This is a genomic window from Roseococcus sp. (assembly GCF_965227005.1).
Taxonomy (GTDB): Bacteria; Pseudomonadota; Alphaproteobacteria; order Acetobacterales; family Acetobacteraceae; genus Roseococcus.
On sequence record NZ_CBDDFJ010000043.1, the window covers coordinates 12,596 to 29,406 of the forward strand.

The following is a 16,811-nucleotide window of genomic DNA, read 5'->3' on the forward strand; positions in this document are numbered from 1 at the left end:
GACGCCGTCCTGTCATGGGCACCGTTCCCGGCAGATCAGCCTGTCGCCAAGGCCCCCTGGCGCTCCCAACGGTGGCTCGATCCGTCGCCGTGGAACACCGTGCCGGAGACGAGCCGAATACGACAGGTGTCACCACGCGCGAACCCGGCACCGCCAGTTCCCTCGATGATCCGGCCACCCACTTCGGCGAGAATGCGCGAGCGGCTCGAGCCTTCGGGCCGAACGAAGCGAATGAAGGCCGGACCGGCCTGAGACGGCTCGATCCGCACCTCGTGGGGCCGCAGGAAAAGCACCGCCTCGCCATCCGGCAGTTCGAGGTGAATATCGTCCAGTCCGAATTCCGCCAGCCGCGCGACGCCACCCTCGATGCACAGCGGCAGCCGCGTCGCCTCGCCGAGGAAGCCGGCCACGAAGGCCGTCGCCGGCGCTTGCAGCAGCGCGTGGGGCGTGTCGAGCTGGACGATGCGGCCGCGCTCCATGACGGCGACCCGGTCGGCCATCTCCATGGCTTCCTCCTGGTCGTGGGTGACGAGGATGGAGGTGATGCCAAGCCGCTCGTGCAGCCCGCGCACCCAGCGACGAACATCCTTGCGCACCTGCGCGTCCAGCGCGCCGAAGGGCTCGTCCAGCAGCAGGAGCTGCGGCTCGATGGCCAGTGCGCGGGCCAGCGCCACGCGCTGCCGCTGGCCGCCGGAAATCTGGTCGGGATAGCGGCGCGCGAGCTCCGGGATCTGCACGAGTTCCAGCAATTCGCGAACGCGTCGCTGGATCTCGACCTCGGCCGGGCGATGGCGGCGCGGGCGCACGCGCAGGCCGAAGGCGACGTTCTCCGCCACGCTCATATGGCGGAACAGCGCGTAGTTCTGGAAGACGACGCCCACCCCGCGCTCGCGCGCCGGCACCGCTGCGACATCCGCGCCGGCGATGCGCACTTCACCCGCATCGGGGAAGTCGAGTCCGGCGAGGATGCGCAGCAGCGTCGTCTTGCCCGAGCCGGAAGGGCCGAGCAGGGCGATGAACTCGCCCTGGTCCAGCGAGAGGGAAACGCCCTCCAGGGCGGCGGTTGCGCCGAAGCGGCGGACCAGGTTTTTCACTTCGACCGTCAAGCGACATCTCCTCTACGACGCTCGGCCAGGATCTCGAGCGAGGCCTTGGCAAGCAGTGTGACGAGACCTAGCAACGCGAGCAGGGAGGCGACCGCGAAGGCGCCCACGAACATGTACTCGTTGTAGAGGATCTCGACGTGCAGCGGCATCGTGTTGGTCTGCCCGCGGATATGGCCGGAGACGACGGAGACCGCGCCGAATTCGCCCATCGCGCGGGCGTTGCAGAGCAGAACGCCGCTCAGCAGCGCCCACTTCACGTTGGGCAGGGTGACCCGCCGGAAGATGTTCCAACCGCCGGCGCCGAGCGTGGCCGCGGCCTCCTCCTCGTCGCGCCCCTGCTCCTGCATGAGCGGGATCAGCGTGCGCGCGACGAAGGGGAAGGTGACGAAGACGGTGGCGAGCACGAGGCCCGGCAGCGCGAAGACGATCTGGATATCGCGCTCCATCAGCCAGGGCCCGAGATAACCCTGCGCGCCGAAGAGCAGGACATAGACCAGGCCGGAGATGACGGGCGAGACCGAGAAGGGCAGCTCGATCAGCGTGACCAGTAGGCGCTTGCCCGCGAAGTCGAACTTCGCGATGGCCCAGGCGGCCGCGATGCCGCCGACCATGTTCACCGGCACGGCGATGGCCGCGACCAGAAGGGTGAGCCGGACCGCCGCCAGCGCATCCTCCTCCACAATGGCGGCCGCGGGCGCCCAGCCGCGCCGCAGCGCCTCCGCGAAGACGGCGGCCAGCGGCAGCAGGAAGATCGCCACCGCCAGGAGCAGGCTCGCCGTCACCACCGTCCAGCGAAGCCATGCGGGGTCGGCGACGGCCGGTCGCGCGGCGCCGCTCATATCCGGCCCCGCCGCAGCCAGCGCTGCCAGATGTTGAGCGCCAGGAGGATGGCGAAGGAGAGCAGCAGCATCGCGAGCCCGATGCCTGCCGCCGCGGCGTAGTTGAACTGTTCCAGCTTCACCACGATGAGCAGCGGCGCGATCTCGCTCACCATCGGCATGTTGCCGGCGATGAAGATGACGCTTCCGTACTCGCCGACCGCACGGGCGAAGCCCAGGCCGAAGCCCGTAATCGTTGCCGGCAGGAGCGCGGGCAGAACGACACGCCGGATGGTCTGCAGCCGCGTGGCGCCGAGCGTGGCCGCGGCCTCCTCGGCGTCGAACGAAAGATCGCGCAGCACCGGTTCGACGGTGCGGACGATGAAGGGCAGCGCCACGAAGATCAGCGCGACCACCACGCCGGCCGGCTTGAACGCCACCTGCCAGCCGAACCACTGCGCCAGTGGCGCGCCCAGCCAGCCATTGGGCGCGAAGAGCGCCGTGAGGGCGAGGCCGGCGACGGCGGTCGGCAGGGCGAAGGGCAGGTCCACCAGCGCGTCGAGCAGGCGCCGCCCAGGGAAGCGGTAGCGTGTCACCGCCCAGGCCAGCAGCAGGCCGAGCGGCACGCTGACCAGTGCGGCCAGCAGCGCGCCGCCGAAGGAAAGGCGGAAGGCGGCCACGACGCGGGGCTCGGACAGCGCGTCGAGCAGGCCGGCCAGGCCCAGCTCCCAGGGCTTGATCGCCAGGGCCGCCAGGGGAATCAGCACGATCAGCCCCAGCCAGGCCAGCGTCAGCCCGAGCGAGACGCCGAAGCCCGGCAAGGCATGACGCCGCCGGCCCCGGGCGAGGACCGGGGCCGGCTCGAGCGTCAGGGAAGCGCCCGCCGACACCTAGCGTCCCGGCCGGTAGATGCGGTCGAAGACGCCGCCGTCGTTGAAGTGCGTCCGCTGCGCTTCCGCCCAGCCGTGGAACACGTCGTCGATGGTGACGAGCTCGAGGCTTGGGAAGATCGAGGCATGGGCCGCGAGGACCGCCGCATCGCGCGGGCGATAGAAGTTCTTCGCGGCGATGCGCTGGCCTTCCTCGGTGTAGAGGTGGTTCAGGAAGGCCTCGGCCAGGGCGCGGGTGCCGCGGCGCTCGACGTTGCGATCGACGACGGCCACCGGCGGCTCGGCCAGGATGGACAGGGACGGATAGACGATCTCCAGCCCCGCCTGCGGGAATTCCTGCAAGGCGAGATGCGCCTCGTTCTCCCAGGCGAGCAGCACGTCACCTTGGGCGCGCTGCACGAAGGTGGTGGTGGAGCCGCGCGCGCCGGTATCGAGCACGGGCACCTGCCGGAAGAGCTGTCCGGTCGCCTCCTCGGCCCTGGCCGCATTGGCGCCGGGCTGACGCAGCGCCCAGGCCCAGAAGGCCAGATAGTTCCAGCGTGCACCGCCCGAGGTTTTCGGATTCGGCGTGATGACGGAGACGCCGGGCTTCAGCAGGTCGCCCCAGTCGCGCAGGCCCTTGGGATTCCCGCGCCGCACCAGGAAGACGATGGTGCTGGTATAGGGCGAGGAATTCTGCGGCAGGCGCTTCTGCCAGTCGCGCGCGAGGAAGCCGCGCTCGGCGATCTCGTCGATGTCATAGGCCAGCGCCAGGGTCACGACATCCGCCTGCAATCCGTCGATCACGCTGCGGGCCTGGCGGCCGGAGCCGCCGTGCGACGTGTTGACCGTGGGCCGCGGTTGGCCGCGCGAGGCCCAGTTCGCGGCGAAGGCCGCGCTGAACTCGCGGTAGAACTCGCGCGTCGGGTCGTAGCTCACATTGAGAAGAGTCTGGGCGGACTGAGCGAGGGCCGGGCGGCCGGCCAGGCCGGCGGCGGCCCCACCGGCGATCAGGGTGCGGCGAGGAAGGGACGGAACGGTCATGCGTCGGGTCTCCTGATGATGAACAAGGGATGAGGGACGGTAAGGTTCACGACTCTTCGGGCCGCAGGTTGACCGCGCCGACGATGCCCGCGAAGCGGGCGACGGTGTCCCGCAGCAGCACGCCGAAGGGCTCGGGCCCGAGACCGGCGGCCTCGTAGCCCTGGCTGGCCAGACGCTCGACGACGCGAGGGTCACGAAGGGCGGCAAGCCCCGCCTCGGTCAGCGCCGCCAGCACCGGCGCGGGCGTGCCGGCAGGGGCCAGGATGCCCTGCCAGGTCCTGATCTCGAAGCCGGGCGCGACCGTCTCTGCGAAGGTCGGTATCTCCGGCGCGCCCGGGCTGCGCTCCTTGCCGGTGACGCCGAGCGCCACCAGGCGTCCTGCCCGGATGTGTTCGAGGGCGGTGCCCAGCGTGATGAGCCCGGCGTCCAGCGTGCCGCTCAGCACGTCCACGATCAGCGGCCCGCCGCCGCGATAGGCGACATGCTCGGGCCGGCCGCCCAGCGCCTCGGCCAGCAACTCGCTGGCGAAGTGATGCGCGGTGCCGAGGCCGGGCACGCCCATGGTCACCCGCTGGCGCGCCCGCAGCCGCCGGGCATAGGCCGCGGCGTCGGGCAGGCCCGCGCGCGGATGCGCGACCACGACATGCGAGGCGGTGGCGCCCAGCAGCACCGGGGCCAGCCTCGGCACGAAGGGACCGGTGCCGGGAACCGGCAGGGCTTCCACCGCGGCCAGGGTGTCATTGGTGATCAGCAGGGTGTGCCCGTCCGCCACCGCGCGCACCACCGCCTGGTTGCCCACGCGGGAGGAGGCGCCGCCGATATTCTCGATCACGATGTTCTGGCCGAGCGCCGCGGAGAAGGCGGGGACGAAGGCCCGTGCGAAGACGTCCACCCCGCCCGCGGGCGGGAAAGGAACGACGGCGCGGATGGGCCGTTGGGAAAAACCCTGTGCGCGCACGGCCGGCGCGGCGAGGAGGGTGGCGGAGGCGCCGAGAAGCGCGCGGCGCGGAAGGTGGATCATGGAATTCATCCTCGGGGGGCGCGCTCGGCGATGGCGCGGATAACGGGGGCGGCCTGTGCGCTGGAGGCCGCCGCGCGGGCGGCGAATTCCTGGGGCGGCAGGGCGGTGATGGTGAAGCCGAGGCCGCGCAGGCGGTCGGCGACGGCGGGATCGGCGAGGGTTGCCGCGAAGGTCTGGTTCAGCGCCGAGACGATGGCCGGTGGCGTGCGTGCGGGCGCGAGGATGCCCTGCCAGGAATCCACGTCGAAGCCGGGCGCGACCGTTTCGGCGAAGGTGGGAACCTCGGGCAAGGCGGGGTCGCGAGAGCCGGTGCTGACGGCGAGCGGCACGATCACGCCCTGGCGGATGTACTCGGTGACTGCGGGCAGGGTGATGACCAATGCGTCCGTGTTGCGGGCGATCAGATCGGTCGCGGCCGGGCCGCCGCCGCGATAGGAGATGAATTCCACGCGGAGACCGCCGAGGCGTGCGCCCAGCAGTTCGTGCACCACCTGCGCGATGCCGGCCTGGGCCGGGATGCCGACGTTCAATCCGCCCGGGCGCGTGCGGATGGCCTCGACATAGGATTGCACGTCTCGGATGCCGGTACCGGGATGGGTCACCAGGATCTGCGCGGCGCGGACGGCCTGGATGACCGGGGCGAAGCTTTCGAAGCTCACGCCGGCGCGTGGCTCGGCCAGGGCCGCGAGAATGATGGCGTCGCCGGTGAGTAGCAGGGTGTGTCCATCGGGCTCGGCGCGGGCGACCTGTTGCGCAGCGAGCAGCCCGTTGGCGCCGCCCTGGTTCTCGACGACCACGGGCTGGCCGAAGCGCGCCGACAGCGTGGGCGCGAGGATGGGGGCGAGCGCATCCAGGCTGGCGCCGGGCGCGGAGGACACCACGAGGCGAAGGGGGCGCTGCGGAAAAGTTTGGGCCTGGAGGGGGCGCGCGGCGAGGAGCGCGCCGCCGGCCAGGACGTGGCGGCGGTGAAGCATGGTGCGGATTCCGGATACGGAGAGAGGGGACGCCGGCGGCGCCTCAGAAGGGCGCGGCGGCCCTCCGACATCGCGCCCTGCAGGGGCCATTGGCCGGGGTGGCCAGCATTAGTCTGTCGTCAGGCATGGCGGGTGCGATGACTCCGGGGTTCGTGGCGGAAGGAGTATGACACCAAAATTATAAGTGAAAACATATTTCAGCAAAAAAATTTGCGAAATCCCTGGATCCTTGCGAATTTCCGTGGGGGCTCGACAGCGAAAAATGAAATATAATCAAACAAAATCAATGTTATATGAGGATTTCCGGATCGGTTGATAATAACGTAACGTTTCGGTGTAAAGGACTTGACGATCAAATTCGGAAGAGATAACGATGCTGCCATGAGCATGCAGAGGATATCCAACGTGACGAATGCCGTCGCGTCTAAGGGCGAATTCGACCATCGTTTGGGTTATTTTTAGATCTTAAGCCTGCAAATATACCTTGAAAGACCGTTTTCATTCTGAAGTTTATTCTGAGTGTGACGCTATGTTCGAATAGTTCCGCGTCATTTTCCGATAATTGGGAAAATTATTATTTTGCGCCTCAAGCGCTACCAACTCCGCCCGTCGCCGGCGGAGCGGTCCCTCGGGATCGTGTGAGGCGACATCTTGCTGGCGTGTTTCCTCCCAAAACCTTGGCCGGGACCCTCGGGTCCCGGCTTTTTTCCTATAAAATGGTGTGGATTTTTGGGTGCTTTGACATGGCCTGTGTCGGCAATAGAGGTCCGTCGCGGCGCGCCTTGGAAAGGAGAATGACACCACCTTTCCCGGTCCAATGACGTTGCGCCGGGGTCGGCCAAAATCGACGGCCACATGCCTCGTCCTGGCGCGTGCGTTCCAATCCAGTGCCGGCATGTGGCAGCCGCACCGCTCGTCAGCACGCGCCGCTTCCCGGTTCCTTCGGCCTGGACATCGCTGGAATCCGCTGAACTGGGCTCAGATCACCAGCCAGGTTCGCGCGTAGGATGCGGTGCTGAACGCGCAGCGGAAAGTCGAGAACGGCAGGGTGGATTTCACCGTGGTCGCGCGGCCGCGAGGGCCGTTCAGGGGGTCATCCGCGATACGCTAACGTGGCTGATCCTGGGGGGCGATGCGGATCAGTCCGCCCGCGCCCCCGTCTCGCGGATCACCACGCTCCAGCGCGCCGCCTCCTCCGCCATCAGCGTTGAAAGCGCGGCGGGCGTCACGGTCGGCGTGATCTGCATGCCCTGCTGTTCCAGCCAGCGCCGCAGCTCCGGCTGGTTCAGCGCGCCCTCGGTCGCGGCGCGGATCGCCTCGCGCACCGGCGCGGGCGTCGCGGCCGCCACCACCAGGCCGAAGAAGACTGAGGCGTCGTAGCCGGGCAGCCCCTGCTCGGCGACCGTCGGCACGTCCGGCAGTACGGCCGAGCGCGCCTCCGTCGTCACGCCGAGCGCGCGCAAACGGCCCTCGCGCACATGCGGCAGCGCGGTCAGCACGTCGGTGAAGACCATGGCGATGTGGCCGGCCAGCAGGTCGTTCAGCGCCGGGCCGGTGCCGCGATAGGGAATGTGCTCGAAGCTCGTGCCGGCCATCCGATTGAACAGCGCGCCGGCAAGGTGCGAGGAGGCGCCATTGCCGGAGGAGCCGAAGGAAAGCCGCTCGCCGCGCTTGCCGAGCGCGATCAGCTCCTGGACGCTCCGGGCCGGTACCGCGGCGTTCACCGCCAGCACGTTCGGGATGCGGCCGATGGGCGTGATCGGCGCGAAGTCGCGCACGGGATCGTAGGCCTGGTTCGGGTACAGCATCTTGTTGATGGCCAGTGGACCCGAGGTGCCGAAGAGGATCGCGCTGCCATCCGTCGGCCCGCGCGTCACGAATTCCGCGCCGACATTGCCGCCGGCGCCGGCGCGGTTCTCGACCAGAACGGTCTGGCCGAGCCCGTCATGCAGCGCGAGGGCGAGGCGGCGCGCGATGAGGTCGGTCGGTCCGCCCGGTGCGAAGGGCACGACGAGCGTGACGGGCTTGGTCTGGGCGAAAGCGGGCGTCGCCAGGGCGGCGCCGAACAGGGTGCGGCGGGGAATCATGCGGCTTCTCCGGGATCGGCGAGCAGTTCGGCGGGAATGTCTTCGGCCCCGTCGGCGTCGAGCGGGTCGCGCGGCAGCAGGCGGTGGCGCAGCGCCATCCGGGCCAGCGCCAGCCGCTCGGGCATGCCGAGCTGTTGCGCTTCCCAGGCCAGAGCGGCGGCCGAGGTGAGGTGGTACAGGGCGGACGCCGCCTGGCGTGCCAAGGCCGGATTCTCCACCGCCATTCCGGCCAGCGACAGCACGCGCTCCAGCGCCGGCAGCGCCTCGGGCAGGGCCTCGCCATTGCCGAGCAGCTCGCGGATGCGTGCGGCCAGCACGGGCAGCGAGCCCTCGCGCTGCGCGGCCCGCATCACGTCCAGCGCCACGATGTTGGAGGTCCCCTCCCAGATGCTGCCGAGATGCGCGTCGCGCAGCAGCCTCGCGTCCGAGAACTCCTCGATGTAGCCGCAGCCGCCGCGCACCTCCATGGCGTCGCCGGTGACGCGGCGCGCGTCGCGGCAAGCACGGAACTTCAGCAGCGGCGTGAGGATGCGCAGCAGCGCATAGGCGCCCTCCTCGCCGGCATCGGAACGCCGCAGGGCCTCGGCGGTGAGGAAGACCATGCTGCGCGCCTGCTCCGTCGGCACCAGCATCTTCGCGAGCTGCCGGCGCATCAGCGGCATCTCGGCGATGCGCTTGCCGAAGGCGACGCGGCGATGCGCGATGTAGAGCGCCTCCGTGGTTGCGCGGCGCATCAGCCCGGCCGCGCGCACGCCGTTGGACAGGCGCGAGTTGTTCACCATGTCGGCCATCTGCTTGAAGCCGGCGCCGGGATCGCCGACGAGCCAGGCCGTCGCGCCTTCCAGCCGGATTTCGCCGCTGGCCATGGAGCGCGTGCCGAGTTTTTCCTTGAGCCGGACGATCCGGTAGTGGTTGGGCGTGCCGTCCGGCAGGAGCCGCGGCAGCAGGAAGAGCGAGACGCCCTTCAGCCCCGGCGGCCCGCCTTCGCGGCGCGCGAGCACCATGGCGAGCTCGGCATCGGCATTGGAGCAGAACCACTTGTCGCCGGAGAGCGCCCAGCTCCCGTCCTCGTTGGGCGATGCGCTGACGACGGTGGCGCTGATGTCCGAGCCCGCGCCCTGCTCGGTCATGAACATCGCGCCCTGCGAGAGCACGTCCATGTCCTGGCTGGTCAGCGCCGGCAGGTAGCGCGCGACGAGGTCCGCGTCGCCGAATTTCTTCAGCGTGCGCGTCAGGCTGTCGGTCATGCTGACGGGGCAGCAGAGCCCGAACTCCGCCTGCACGAAGAGGTAGGTGATGGCGTATTTCGCCGCCGGCGGCATGGGGGCGTCCCAGCCCAGCACGCCGCCGCGATGCGAGAGCGCCGCCAGCCCGAACTCGCCGAAGGCCAGCCGCTCCATCTCGCGATAGGCCGGGTGATACTCGATGCGCTGGTCGTCCTCGCCGCGGCGGGAGCGGTTGTGCAGCTCGGGCGGATGGCGATCGGCGGTCAGCGCCAGGGTCTCCAGCTCGCCGCCGGCCAGCGCGCCGAGACGGTCGAGATGCGGGGCGAGATGCGTGGCCAGCTCCGGCGGCAAATAGAGGCTGAGCAGCCGGGTCAGGACCGGATCGGCGCGCCAGAGGTTGATTCCGTGGCTGTCCGGGACCGCGGCCGCGCCCGAGGGCGGCGCGATGGGGCGCAGATGCATGGGCTTTCCTGGCGTTTCCTGTGGCCCGGCCAGTATGCGACGGGTCCGCGGCGCGCCAATCGATTTGTCTGCTGGGGGTCTTGAGATAATCTCAATCCCTCATGACCTATCGCCGCCTTCCTTCGCTGAACGCCCTGCGCGCCTTCGAGGCCGCCGCGCGCCATCGCAGCGTCACCCGCGCGGCCGATGAGCTCGCGGTGACGCCGGGGGCGGTGAGCCGGCAGATCCGCGCGCTGGAGGAAGGTCTGGGCCTGACGCTGTTCCTGCGCGGTGCCGCCGGGTTGGCGCTCACCGCGCCAGGGGAGGCGCTGATGGCGGCGAGCGGCGCCGCGCTGGACCGGCTGGAGGAGGGCGTGGCCGAGGCCCGCCGCGCGGTCCGCGCCGGGCCGCTGACGGTGGGCGCCTACACGCTCTTCGCCAGCCGCTGGCTCATTCCGCGCTGGGGCCGTTGGCGGCAGCGCCACCCGGAGATCGAGATCGCGCTCACCACCACGGCCGACCCGCTCGAGCTGCGGCCCGGGCGCTTCGATGCGGTGATCGCGGTGGCCGATGATCGGCCCCGCCCCGGCTTCTGGGCCGGCCGCCTGCTGCCGATCGAGACCATGCCGGTCTGCGCGCCGGTGCTGGTCGAGCCGGGGGGCTTTCGCTGGGAAGGCAAGGCCCTCCTGCATTCCCGCCAGCGGCCGCTGGACTGGGCGCGCTGGCTGGAGTCCCAGGGCATCGACGGCGTGGATACCGCCGCGGGTCCTTCCTTCGAGAGCATCAGCCTGGCGCTGGACGCCGCGCGGGAAGGGATCGGCGTGGCCATGGCGATCCGCGGGCTGGTGGGGCCGGACCTCGCGGCCGGGAGGATCGTCGCGCCCCTGCCGGGCATCCGCCGGTCCTCGCGCAGCTTCACCTTGATGCTGGAGGCATCACGCCTCGGCGAGCCGGCGCTGCGGCTCTTTCGCGACTGGCTGATGGAGGAAGCCGACACCGGTTGAAGGGCGCCGGTAGCGGTTCCGTTTCTCAGGGCGCTATCCTGCCGGGGAGTGGCGAGGGGCGGAACAATGAACCAGGACAGGCAGCGGGAGCTGGCAAGGCTTCTCGCGGGGATGCGGCGCGACAGGCGTCAACAGAGCGGTCTCGACCCCGCCTTGATCCCCCCAGACAGCACCACGGCCTATCGGATCGCGCGCATGGTGGAGGAGGAGCTCGGCCTGCCGGTCGCCGGCTGGAAGATCGCCGCGATGAAGCGGGAGATGCAGGAAGCCCTGCGCACGGACTCCCCCATCTATGGCCGGATCTATGAGCCGGAGGTCCGCCTCTCGCCGGCGAGCGTGCTGTTCGCCACGCAATGCAGTCCCATTCCGGAGGCCGAGTATGTGGCCCGGCTGGCCGTGGATCTGCCGCCCCGATCGAAGGCCTATGGCCTGGAGGAGGTGACGGAGGCCGTCGCCTCGCTGCATCCGGGCATCGAAATGCCGGAGTGTCACTTCATTCATGACGCCCGTTTCCCGCCGCTATCCGCCGTCCTCACCGATGGCGCCGGTGGAAGCGCGGTCTGCCTCGGCGCCGCCATCGAAGGCTGGCGGGAGCGCGACATCGCCGGCCAGGAGGTTGTCCTCTCGTGCAACGGCGTGGTGCGGCGGAGGGGGACGGCGGCGGCCGCGCTCGATCATCCCATGGTGCCGCTGACCTGGCTCGCGAACGAACTTTCCCGCACGGGCATCGGCATGCGGGCAGGGCAGGTCGTGAGCACCGGAACGCTGACGGGAATGCTGAGACCGAAAGCCGGAGACATTTACGTGGCCGATTTTGGACCATTCGGCAGCGTCCAAGTCAGCTATGACTAGGAAGGTCGTCGCCTGGTCGCGCGAGCGTCCGATCGTCGAGCGATGGGCTGTGCCTCAGGGAGGCAGGATGGCCCGCAGCCGTTCCACGTCGAGAATGCGGAGCATGGCGCGCTCCGTGTCATAGGCGACGAGGTCGGATGCCCGCCAGGCATTGAGGATGGTGATGATGCTGCGCGTCGTGGCTCCCAGCAGATCCGCGAGGTCGCCTTGCCGGAAGCGGCCGGGCACGCGCAATCCTGTCTCGCCGTCGGCCCGTGCTTCCCGCGCGAGATAGAGAAGCTGCCGCGCCAGCCGGAATTCCAGGCTTTCGAAGCTCGCATCCTGGAAGAGGGTGAAGGTGCGCCGCAGCCGCGCGGCGAGCAGGCGCGAAAGCGCCAGGCCGAGCGACGGCTCGCTCCCCAGCGCCTCGAGGAAAGCTCGCGCCCCGATCCGCGCGAGCCGCACGCGGCCTTCCGCCACTGCCTCCGCCGTGCGGAGCAGATCCTCCAGCACGCCGATCTCGCCGAAGACCTCGCCCGCCCGGAACACCTCCACAAGCAGCCGCTTGCCGCGGGAATCCCCGGCGCCGATCCGCACCAGGCCATCGCAGGGGAGAACGACGTAGGCAGCGTCGGCCTGGTCGCCGGCCGCGAAGATCTGGGCGCCATTGGCCGGGCGTTGCACCTCGGCCGCTTCCGCGAGGCGTCTCAGCCCCGCCTCGGAGAGGGAGGCGAAGAGAGGAGTCTCCCGCAGCTCGGCGGCCAGCCTCTCCTGCGGGGTGGGCGTCACGTCTCGTCATCCTCCCTGCGAAGAGCGTAGAGCGGCAGGATACCGAAGCCCTTCGCCGCGGCAATGCGGCCCGAATAGTCGCAGGCGAGGCCCGAGCCGGGCCGCAGCGCCACCTCGCAGGCGAAGGCCTCAGTGGCGAAGACATGGCCCGGCGGCGTCACCGGCTCGACGCGGGCGGCGCGGGTCATCACGCGGCCGGCGAATTTCGCCACGCCTTGCACGGCGTCGCACACGGGCAGCAGGGGACCGAAATCGAGCGCGAGGCGCGGCACCAGCGCCTCGGGCAGGCCGGCGGCGGCGAGCTTCGCCGGCGTCAGCGCCGCGCGGAGGCCGAAGGCGCAGCGCGCCGCCGCCGCGATGTCGCCGAAGACCACCTGCACCGCATCGCCCCAGGCATTGCGGTAGTCGGGGCTCTCGGCGTCGATGGCGGCGCCCATTGCGGCCATCGGCGTCCCGTAGAAGGCGGCCAGCGCGGCGTCGTCCAGCAGCCCGAAGCGCGGCAGGTCGCCGAAGAGCACGGCCTTGAGGGGGCGTGACGGAGCGGCAGGCGCGGCCGCGGCGGCGCGCGTCCAGGGCCAGGCGAGGTGCCGCAGCCGCCCGCCCGCCGCCTGCCAGCCGGCGACATCCCGCGCGGTACCGGCCATGCCCGTCGCGGGCACGCCGTCCCACAGGGCCAGCTGCAGCGCACTGCCCTCGATGTGCCGCGCCCGCAGCAGTGCCAGCCCCATGGCGCGCCGGCTGACCAAAGTGAGATCGAGGTCGTCGGTGGCGAAGGGAGGTTCGTCGATCAGCGTCACGTCGCTGGCCGCCAGGCAGGCCTCGAAGCGGCGGACCCAGCCCTCGCCGAAGGGGGCGACGGAGCGCGCGGAAAAACCCTCGACCGAGACCGGCAGCACGATGGTCGGGCGGACCCCGCGCCGGAGGAGCGCCTCGGCGACCAGGATGTCCGCGCCGGCGGCCAGGGCGCCGAAGGCCGCGCCCGGCCGCTCCTGGTCGAGCGCGGTGGCGATGGAAGCGGTCAATCGCGCCTCGCCCCCGGCGTCCCAGTCGGGGCCCGGCAGGTGTCCGCAGAAATGCAGGGTGAGGGGCGCCGGCAGGATCGCCAGCAGATCCTCGCTCAGGTCGAGCGCGGCGAGCACGCGGCGCAGCTGGCGGCGGGTCGTGGCTCGCATCGCGGCGTCGCCGTCCGGCCGGGCGGCGGCGATCTCCAGCGCCGCGACCGCCGGCCTCGTCTCGCCCGCGACCAGCAGGGCTTCGGCCAGGGTGGCGGCCGACCAGTAGTCGCCCTGGTCCCGATGGGCGGCAGCGACGTCGCGCGCGAGCTGCGCCGCCCCCTCCCGATCGCCCAGCAGCAGGGTGAGCGTGGCGGCGTTCACCCCGTGATAGCCGAGCCGCAGCTCGCGCCAGACGGCCAGATAGAGATCGCAGGCCCGGGCCAGCAGGCCGCGCCGGTTCGGGCCGGTCGTGGCGAAGGCGCTGTCCTTGGCCAGGCGGGCCTCCAGCGCGGCGATCTCCGGATCGGCCACCCCGTGCAGGCCGAGGCGGTGGAACAGCGCGAGGGCGGGCGCCGTGGCGCCGCTGCGGGCCAGCGCGAGCACGGCATGATAGGCGAGGCCGCGGTCCTCCGGCGCCTCGCCCAGCGCCGCCATCGCGGCGTCATGCGCGGAGAAGAGGAGGCCCCGCGCCTCGAAGTCCAGGATCGGCCGCAGCCGGTCCTCGTGATCGCCGCCGCTCATTCGCGCCCTCCGGCCCGGAGCATGGCACGCGATCGGGCCCGGGTCAGCGGTACAGCGTCTCGACCAGGTATTCGTAGCTGTCGGCGTTCATGGAGGCCGTCGCCGGCTCCTGCTTGGCCAGCGCCAGCACGTGGCGGGGCTGGTAGGTCGCATCGCGCGTGCCGATCGCGAGATGGCTCATCTCATGCACCAGGATGCCGAAGCGGCTGTCCTGGCCACGCGCGCCAGCCCGGAAGAAAAGCGGGCAGAAACCCATCGAGCCGGCGCTGGGCAGGGCATAGGCGAAGGGGCTGTTCTCACCCCTCTCGCACATGGCCGGATGGTTGCAGGCCGTCGCGATCGGCCGGCCGCGCGCGACGCGCTCGGCGACGCGCTCGAGGTTCATGCGCACGAACTTGGCCGGCGTGGCGCCGAACCATTGCCGCAGCTCGGGCAGGTTGGGCTCATCGTTCAGGCGCCGGACCGTCGTGGCGATGGCGACCTCGGCTTCGCCGAAGGCCGCATCGATCTGCGCGAGCTGCTCGGCGCTGCATGCGCCGTCGCGCGCGGCGGCCGGCATGGCCTCCTTGTCGCCGGATTGCGCCAAAGCGGGGAACGTCAGGGCGGGGATCGCCAGCAGCGCGAAGGAGGCGATGACGGCGGCATGGAAGGTGGTCTTACGCGAGCTGGTCATGGGGATCATCCTTTCCGGTGCCTGGCGAGGTGCCGGCGCGATGTCGGGAACAGGTGGCGCGGGAGCTCAGCGGATCTCGAGCGTGCGGTCGGGGTTCACGCGGATCCAGGAGATCACGCAGGCATTCTGCCGGGGCGCGAGCTGTGCGCGGCCGTCATAGGTCAGCATCAGCACGTCGACGATCTGCTGGCCGGGGTCCAGATCCAGCCGCTCGCCGCGACCGAGCACGCGCTCGCCCAGGCGGTCCTCGCCCCAGCCGGTGGCGCCGGTGACGCGGACATAGATCTCGGCGATCGGAATCTCGGACCGGTTCTCCACGAAGAAGGCGCTGCCCTGAGCGCAGCGGCTCGAATCGGCATAGCGGTTCGGGGGCGTCTGGGCGCCGGCGGTCATGGGCAGCGCGATGGCCAGGGTGAGCAGTGCGGGGGTGAGCAATGCGGCGCGGCGGGCGATGAAGGTCATGGAACTTCTCCTCGGATCGGCCGCATCGGGATCGGTGCGGCAGAGGAGTTCTGGCCCGGCGCCGGCCGGGCGGCGCTGAAACGCTTCACGGCACGTGGTGTGAAGCGCTTCAGCGACCAGGCCGGGCCGGACGCCTAGGGAGCGGAAGCCATCGGGGATCGTCCCAGGGCTTCGGAAAGGAACTTCCCATGTTCTCGACGTTCAAGGGTCTTGCTCTCGCCGGCCTCGTCGCGATCGCGCCGGTCGCTCTCACCGCCATGCCCGCCGCGGCGCAGCCCTTCCCGCAGCGCCAGGCCACCTGCAACACGGACTTCGTCGCCGCCAACAACACCGGCGCGCCCATCGGCTGGGTGCATGCGCGGCGTGCCGGCAAGCAGGCCTGGGGGCCGGAGATGCTGGGCCGCGGCGTCGTGGTGATGCCCGGCGCCGTCGCCCGGCTGCATCTGCCCGGTGCCGGCGTTTACGACGTGGCGGCGATCGGCAAGGACGGCCGGGCCTACGAGGCCCGCGTCAGCGCCTGCGACGTCGTGCTCCTCTCCATCCGCTAACGCCAATGGGCGGTGGCGGGCCGAGGCGATGGTGGACCTTCCATTGCCGCCTTGAAAGCTGGCCGCGGTGCCGAAAGGTGTAGCGTATCGAGGTGTGAAGCGTTTCAGTGCCGCGCCGGGGCGCCCGACCTAGGAAGGGGATGTCGCAGGGCGCCGCCCCGCACCACACCGAGGAGAGACTGACATGCGCACCATGATGAAGACCCTCGCCACCATCGGCCTGCTGGCCATCGGCGCCGGCACGGCCAGCGCCCAGGGCATGAACTGCGTGGGCCGGCCCGATTTCGATGCCTGCGTGATGGCGCCGGTGCAGCGGCTCCAGCAGCAGAACGCCGCCTCGCAGCAGCAGCTGATGCAGAACTACGTCGCCCAGAACTCGCCCCGCATCCAGCAGGAATATGCGCAGGCCCGGAACCAGGGCACCCCGCTCTCCTTCGAGCAGTTCGTCTATTGGCGGATCATGACCCGCAACGGCGCGGACCCCGGGAACCTGCAGCGCGCGCAGCAGGACCAGTTCAACGGCCTCCAGGGGGCGAACCGGACGTTGCAGGAGGGCTACGCCACCCAGCGGCAATACATGCAGGACAACAGCCGGCGATCGACCGAGGCCGTCGAGAACTGGACCAACGGCGCGATCCGCGGCGTGTCGCCCTATGTCGGACCGAATGGCGGCCAGGTGATGCTGCCCTATGGGGCGCCGGCCAATCAGCCCTTCAACTCGGGTGGCCAGGTCTATGTCCGGGACGGGCAGGGCAACTTCTTCGTCCGGCAGGGCAATGGCTGGGCGCCGATGGCGGCGGGCCGCTGACCGCAGCCGGATTTTGCGGATGGGGGCTGGCGCCGAGCCGGCCCTTCGGAGCAGCCTGACCGCATGGATGTCTTCCTCAGCTACAGCCGCGCGGACACCGCCCAGGCCGTCCTGCTCGACGAGTGGCTCACCACCCAGGGCCTCGCCTGCTTCCTCGACCGGCGGGAGCTGCGCAGCGGCGAGCTCTGGCTGCCCGAGCTGGAGCGCGCCATCACCCGCGAGGCGAAGGCGGTGCTGGTCCTGGTCGGCCCCCGCGGGCCTCGGCAACACCCAGCACTACGAATACCAGCTGGCCCTGACCCGCCAGGCCGCCGAGCCCGGTTTCCCGGTCATCCCCGTCCTGCTGCCGGGCACGCCCGAATGGCGCTTTCCGC

Annotated in this window: 17 protein-coding genes; 5 read left to right on the plus strand and 12 right to left on the minus strand. The window is 70.6% G+C overall.

Features of this window, described 5'->3' with window-relative positions:
• Nucleotides 1–35 precede the first annotated feature (35 nt).
• The 8 genes from ACO057_RS23585 to ACO057_RS23620 form a co-directional block, all read right to left on the minus strand.
• Nucleotides 36–1,106 carry a sulfate/molybdate ABC transporter ATP-binding protein gene (locus tag ACO057_RS23585; RefSeq protein WP_421996129.1) on the minus strand — a complete coding sequence of 357 codons (1,071 nt, stop codon included), beginning with the start codon at nt 1,104–1,106 and terminating at the stop codon, nt 36–38.
• Nucleotides 1,103–1,945, minus strand: a complete 843-nt coding sequence (cysW, locus tag ACO057_RS23590) for a sulfate ABC transporter permease subunit CysW (protein WP_421996131.1) — start codon at nt 1,943–1,945, stop codon at nt 1,103–1,105. The genes ACO057_RS23585 and cysW overlap by 4 nt, the downstream gene beginning before the upstream one ends.
• The gene (gene cysT / locus ACO057_RS23595; protein WP_421996133.1) at nt 1,942–2,814 is read right to left on the minus strand and encodes a sulfate ABC transporter permease subunit CysT; all 873 of its coding nucleotides are present in this window, start codon (nt 2,812–2,814) and stop codon (nt 1,942–1,944) included. Before cysT ends, cysW begins: the two co-directional genes overlap by 4 nt.
• On the minus strand, nt 2,815–3,837 hold the full coding sequence (locus ACO057_RS23600) for a sulfate ABC transporter substrate-binding protein (RefSeq protein ID WP_421996135.1): 1,023 nt from the start codon (nt 3,835–3,837) through the stop codon (nt 2,815–2,817).
• 46 nt (nt 3,838–3,883) lie between these two features.
• Nucleotides 3,884–4,858: a Bug family tripartite tricarboxylate transporter substrate binding protein gene (locus ACO057_RS23605; protein ID WP_421996137.1), complete on the minus strand. Its 975-nt coding sequence runs from the start codon at nt 4,856–4,858 to the stop codon at nt 3,884–3,886.
• Between the two features lie 5 nt (nt 4,859–4,863).
• Nucleotides 4,864–5,832 carry a Bug family tripartite tricarboxylate transporter substrate binding protein gene (locus tag ACO057_RS23610; protein WP_421996139.1) on the minus strand — a complete coding sequence of 323 codons (969 nt, stop codon included), beginning with the start codon at nt 5,830–5,832 and terminating at the stop codon, nt 4,864–4,866.
• A gap of 1,139 nt (nt 5,833–6,971) precedes the next feature.
• Complete coding sequence (locus ACO057_RS23615; protein WP_421996141.1) at nt 6,972–7,919, minus strand: Bug family tripartite tricarboxylate transporter substrate binding protein; 948 nt, start codon at nt 7,917–7,919, stop codon at nt 6,972–6,974.
• Nucleotides 7,916–9,607 (minus strand): acyl-CoA dehydrogenase family protein, encoded by a 1,692-nt coding sequence (locus ACO057_RS23620; protein ID WP_421996143.1) that lies wholly within the window; start codon nt 9,605–9,607, stop codon nt 7,916–7,918. The genes ACO057_RS23615 and ACO057_RS23620 overlap by 4 nt, the downstream gene beginning before the upstream one ends.
• Before the next feature lie 101 nt (nt 9,608–9,708).
• Here ACO057_RS23620 and ACO057_RS23625 point away from each other — a divergent pair, with 101 nt between their 5' ends.
• Nucleotides 9,709–10,590, plus strand: a complete 882-nt coding sequence (locus ACO057_RS23625) for a LysR substrate-binding domain-containing protein (RefSeq protein ID WP_421996145.1) — start codon at nt 9,709–9,711, stop codon at nt 10,588–10,590.
• A gap of 66 nt (nt 10,591–10,656) precedes the next feature.
• Nucleotides 10,657–11,442 carry a 2-keto-4-pentenoate hydratase gene (locus ACO057_RS23630; protein ID WP_421996147.1) on the plus strand — a complete coding sequence of 262 codons (786 nt, stop codon included), beginning with the start codon at nt 10,657–10,659 and terminating at the stop codon, nt 11,440–11,442.
• A gap of 54 nt (nt 11,443–11,496) precedes the next feature.
• On the opposite strand, the gene ACO057_RS23635 is transcribed toward ACO057_RS23630, so the two are convergent.
• The 4 genes from ACO057_RS23635 to ACO057_RS23650 form a co-directional block, all read right to left on the minus strand.
• Nucleotides 11,497–12,210, minus strand: coding sequence for a Crp/Fnr family transcriptional regulator (locus ACO057_RS23635; protein WP_421996149.1), 714 nt, complete (start codon nt 12,208–12,210; stop codon nt 11,497–11,499).
• A complete protein-coding gene (locus ACO057_RS23640) occupies nt 12,207–13,946 on the minus strand; it encodes a tetratricopeptide repeat-containing protein (RefSeq protein ID WP_421996151.1) in 1,740 nt (579 codons plus the stop codon). The genes ACO057_RS23635 and ACO057_RS23640 overlap by 4 nt, the downstream gene beginning before the upstream one ends.
• A 43-nt stretch (nt 13,947–13,989) precedes the next feature.
• Nucleotides 13,990–14,619 (minus strand): M35 family metallo-endopeptidase, encoded by a 630-nt coding sequence (locus tag ACO057_RS23645; RefSeq protein ID WP_421996153.1) that lies wholly within the window; start codon nt 14,617–14,619, stop codon nt 13,990–13,992.
• A 66-nt stretch (nt 14,620–14,685) separates the two neighbouring features.
• The gene (locus tag ACO057_RS23650) at nt 14,686–15,081 is read right to left on the minus strand and encodes a hypothetical protein (RefSeq protein WP_421996155.1); all 396 of its coding nucleotides are present in this window, start codon (nt 15,079–15,081) and stop codon (nt 14,686–14,688) included.
• Nucleotides 15,082–15,269: 188 nt separating this feature from the next.
• On the opposite strand from ACO057_RS23650, the gene ACO057_RS23655 reads away from it, so the two are divergent.
• The 3 genes from ACO057_RS23655 to ACO057_RS23665 form a co-directional block, all read left to right on the plus strand.
• Complete coding sequence (locus ACO057_RS23655) at nt 15,270–15,629, plus strand: hypothetical protein (protein ID WP_421996157.1); 360 nt, start codon at nt 15,270–15,272, stop codon at nt 15,627–15,629.
• Nucleotides 15,630–15,813: 184 nt separating this feature from the next.
• Nucleotides 15,814–16,437 (plus strand): hypothetical protein, encoded by a 624-nt coding sequence (locus tag ACO057_RS23660; RefSeq protein WP_421996159.1) that lies wholly within the window; start codon nt 15,814–15,816, stop codon nt 16,435–16,437.
• A 63-nt stretch (nt 16,438–16,500) separates the two neighbouring features.
• Nucleotides 16,501–16,811: toll/interleukin-1 receptor domain-containing protein (locus ACO057_RS23665; protein ID WP_421996161.1), on the plus strand; the 311-nt coding region annotated here is incomplete at its 3' end.

Coding starts and splice junctions, on each gene's coding strand:
- cysW (WP_421996131.1), bottom strand. CDS start 1,945: ATGAGCGGCGCCGCGCGACCGGCCGTCGCCGACCCCGCATGGCTTCGC.
- ACO057_RS23600 (WP_421996135.1), bottom strand. CDS start 3,837: ATGACCGTTCCGTCCCTTCCTCGCCGCACCCTGATCGCCGGTGGGGCC.
- ACO057_RS23605 (WP_421996137.1), bottom strand. CDS start 4,858: ATGATCCACCTTCCGCGCCGCGCGCTTCTCGGCGCCTCCGCCACCCTC.
- ACO057_RS23610 (WP_421996139.1), bottom strand. CDS start 5,832: ATGCTTCACCGCCGCCACGTCCTGGCCGGCGGCGCGCTCCTCGCCGCG.
- ACO057_RS23615 (WP_421996141.1), bottom strand. CDS start 7,919: ATGATTCCCCGCCGCACCCTGTTCGGCGCCGCCCTGGCGACGCCCGCT.
- ACO057_RS23620 (WP_421996143.1), bottom strand. CDS start 9,607: ATGCATCTGCGCCCCATCGCGCCGCCCTCGGGCGCGGCCGCGGTCCCG.
- ACO057_RS23625 (WP_421996145.1), top strand. CDS start 9,709: ATGACCTATCGCCGCCTTCCTTCGCTGAACGCCCTGCGCGCCTTCGAG.
- ACO057_RS23630 (WP_421996147.1), top strand. CDS start 10,657: ATGAACCAGGACAGGCAGCGGGAGCTGGCAAGGCTTCTCGCGGGGATG.
- ACO057_RS23640 (WP_421996151.1), bottom strand. CDS start 13,946: ATGAGCGGCGGCGATCACGAGGACCGGCTGCGGCCGATCCTGGACTTC.
- ACO057_RS23645 (WP_421996153.1), bottom strand. CDS start 14,619: ATGACCAGCTCGCGTAAGACCACCTTCCATGCCGCCGTCATCGCCTCC.
- ACO057_RS23650 (WP_421996155.1), bottom strand. CDS start 15,081: ATGACCTTCATCGCCCGCCGCGCCGCATTGCTCACCCCCGCACTGCTC.
- ACO057_RS23655 (WP_421996157.1), top strand. CDS start 15,270: ATGTTCTCGACGTTCAAGGGTCTTGCTCTCGCCGGCCTCGTCGCGATC.
- ACO057_RS23660 (WP_421996159.1), top strand. CDS start 15,814: ATGCGCACCATGATGAAGACCCTCGCCACCATCGGCCTGCTGGCCATC.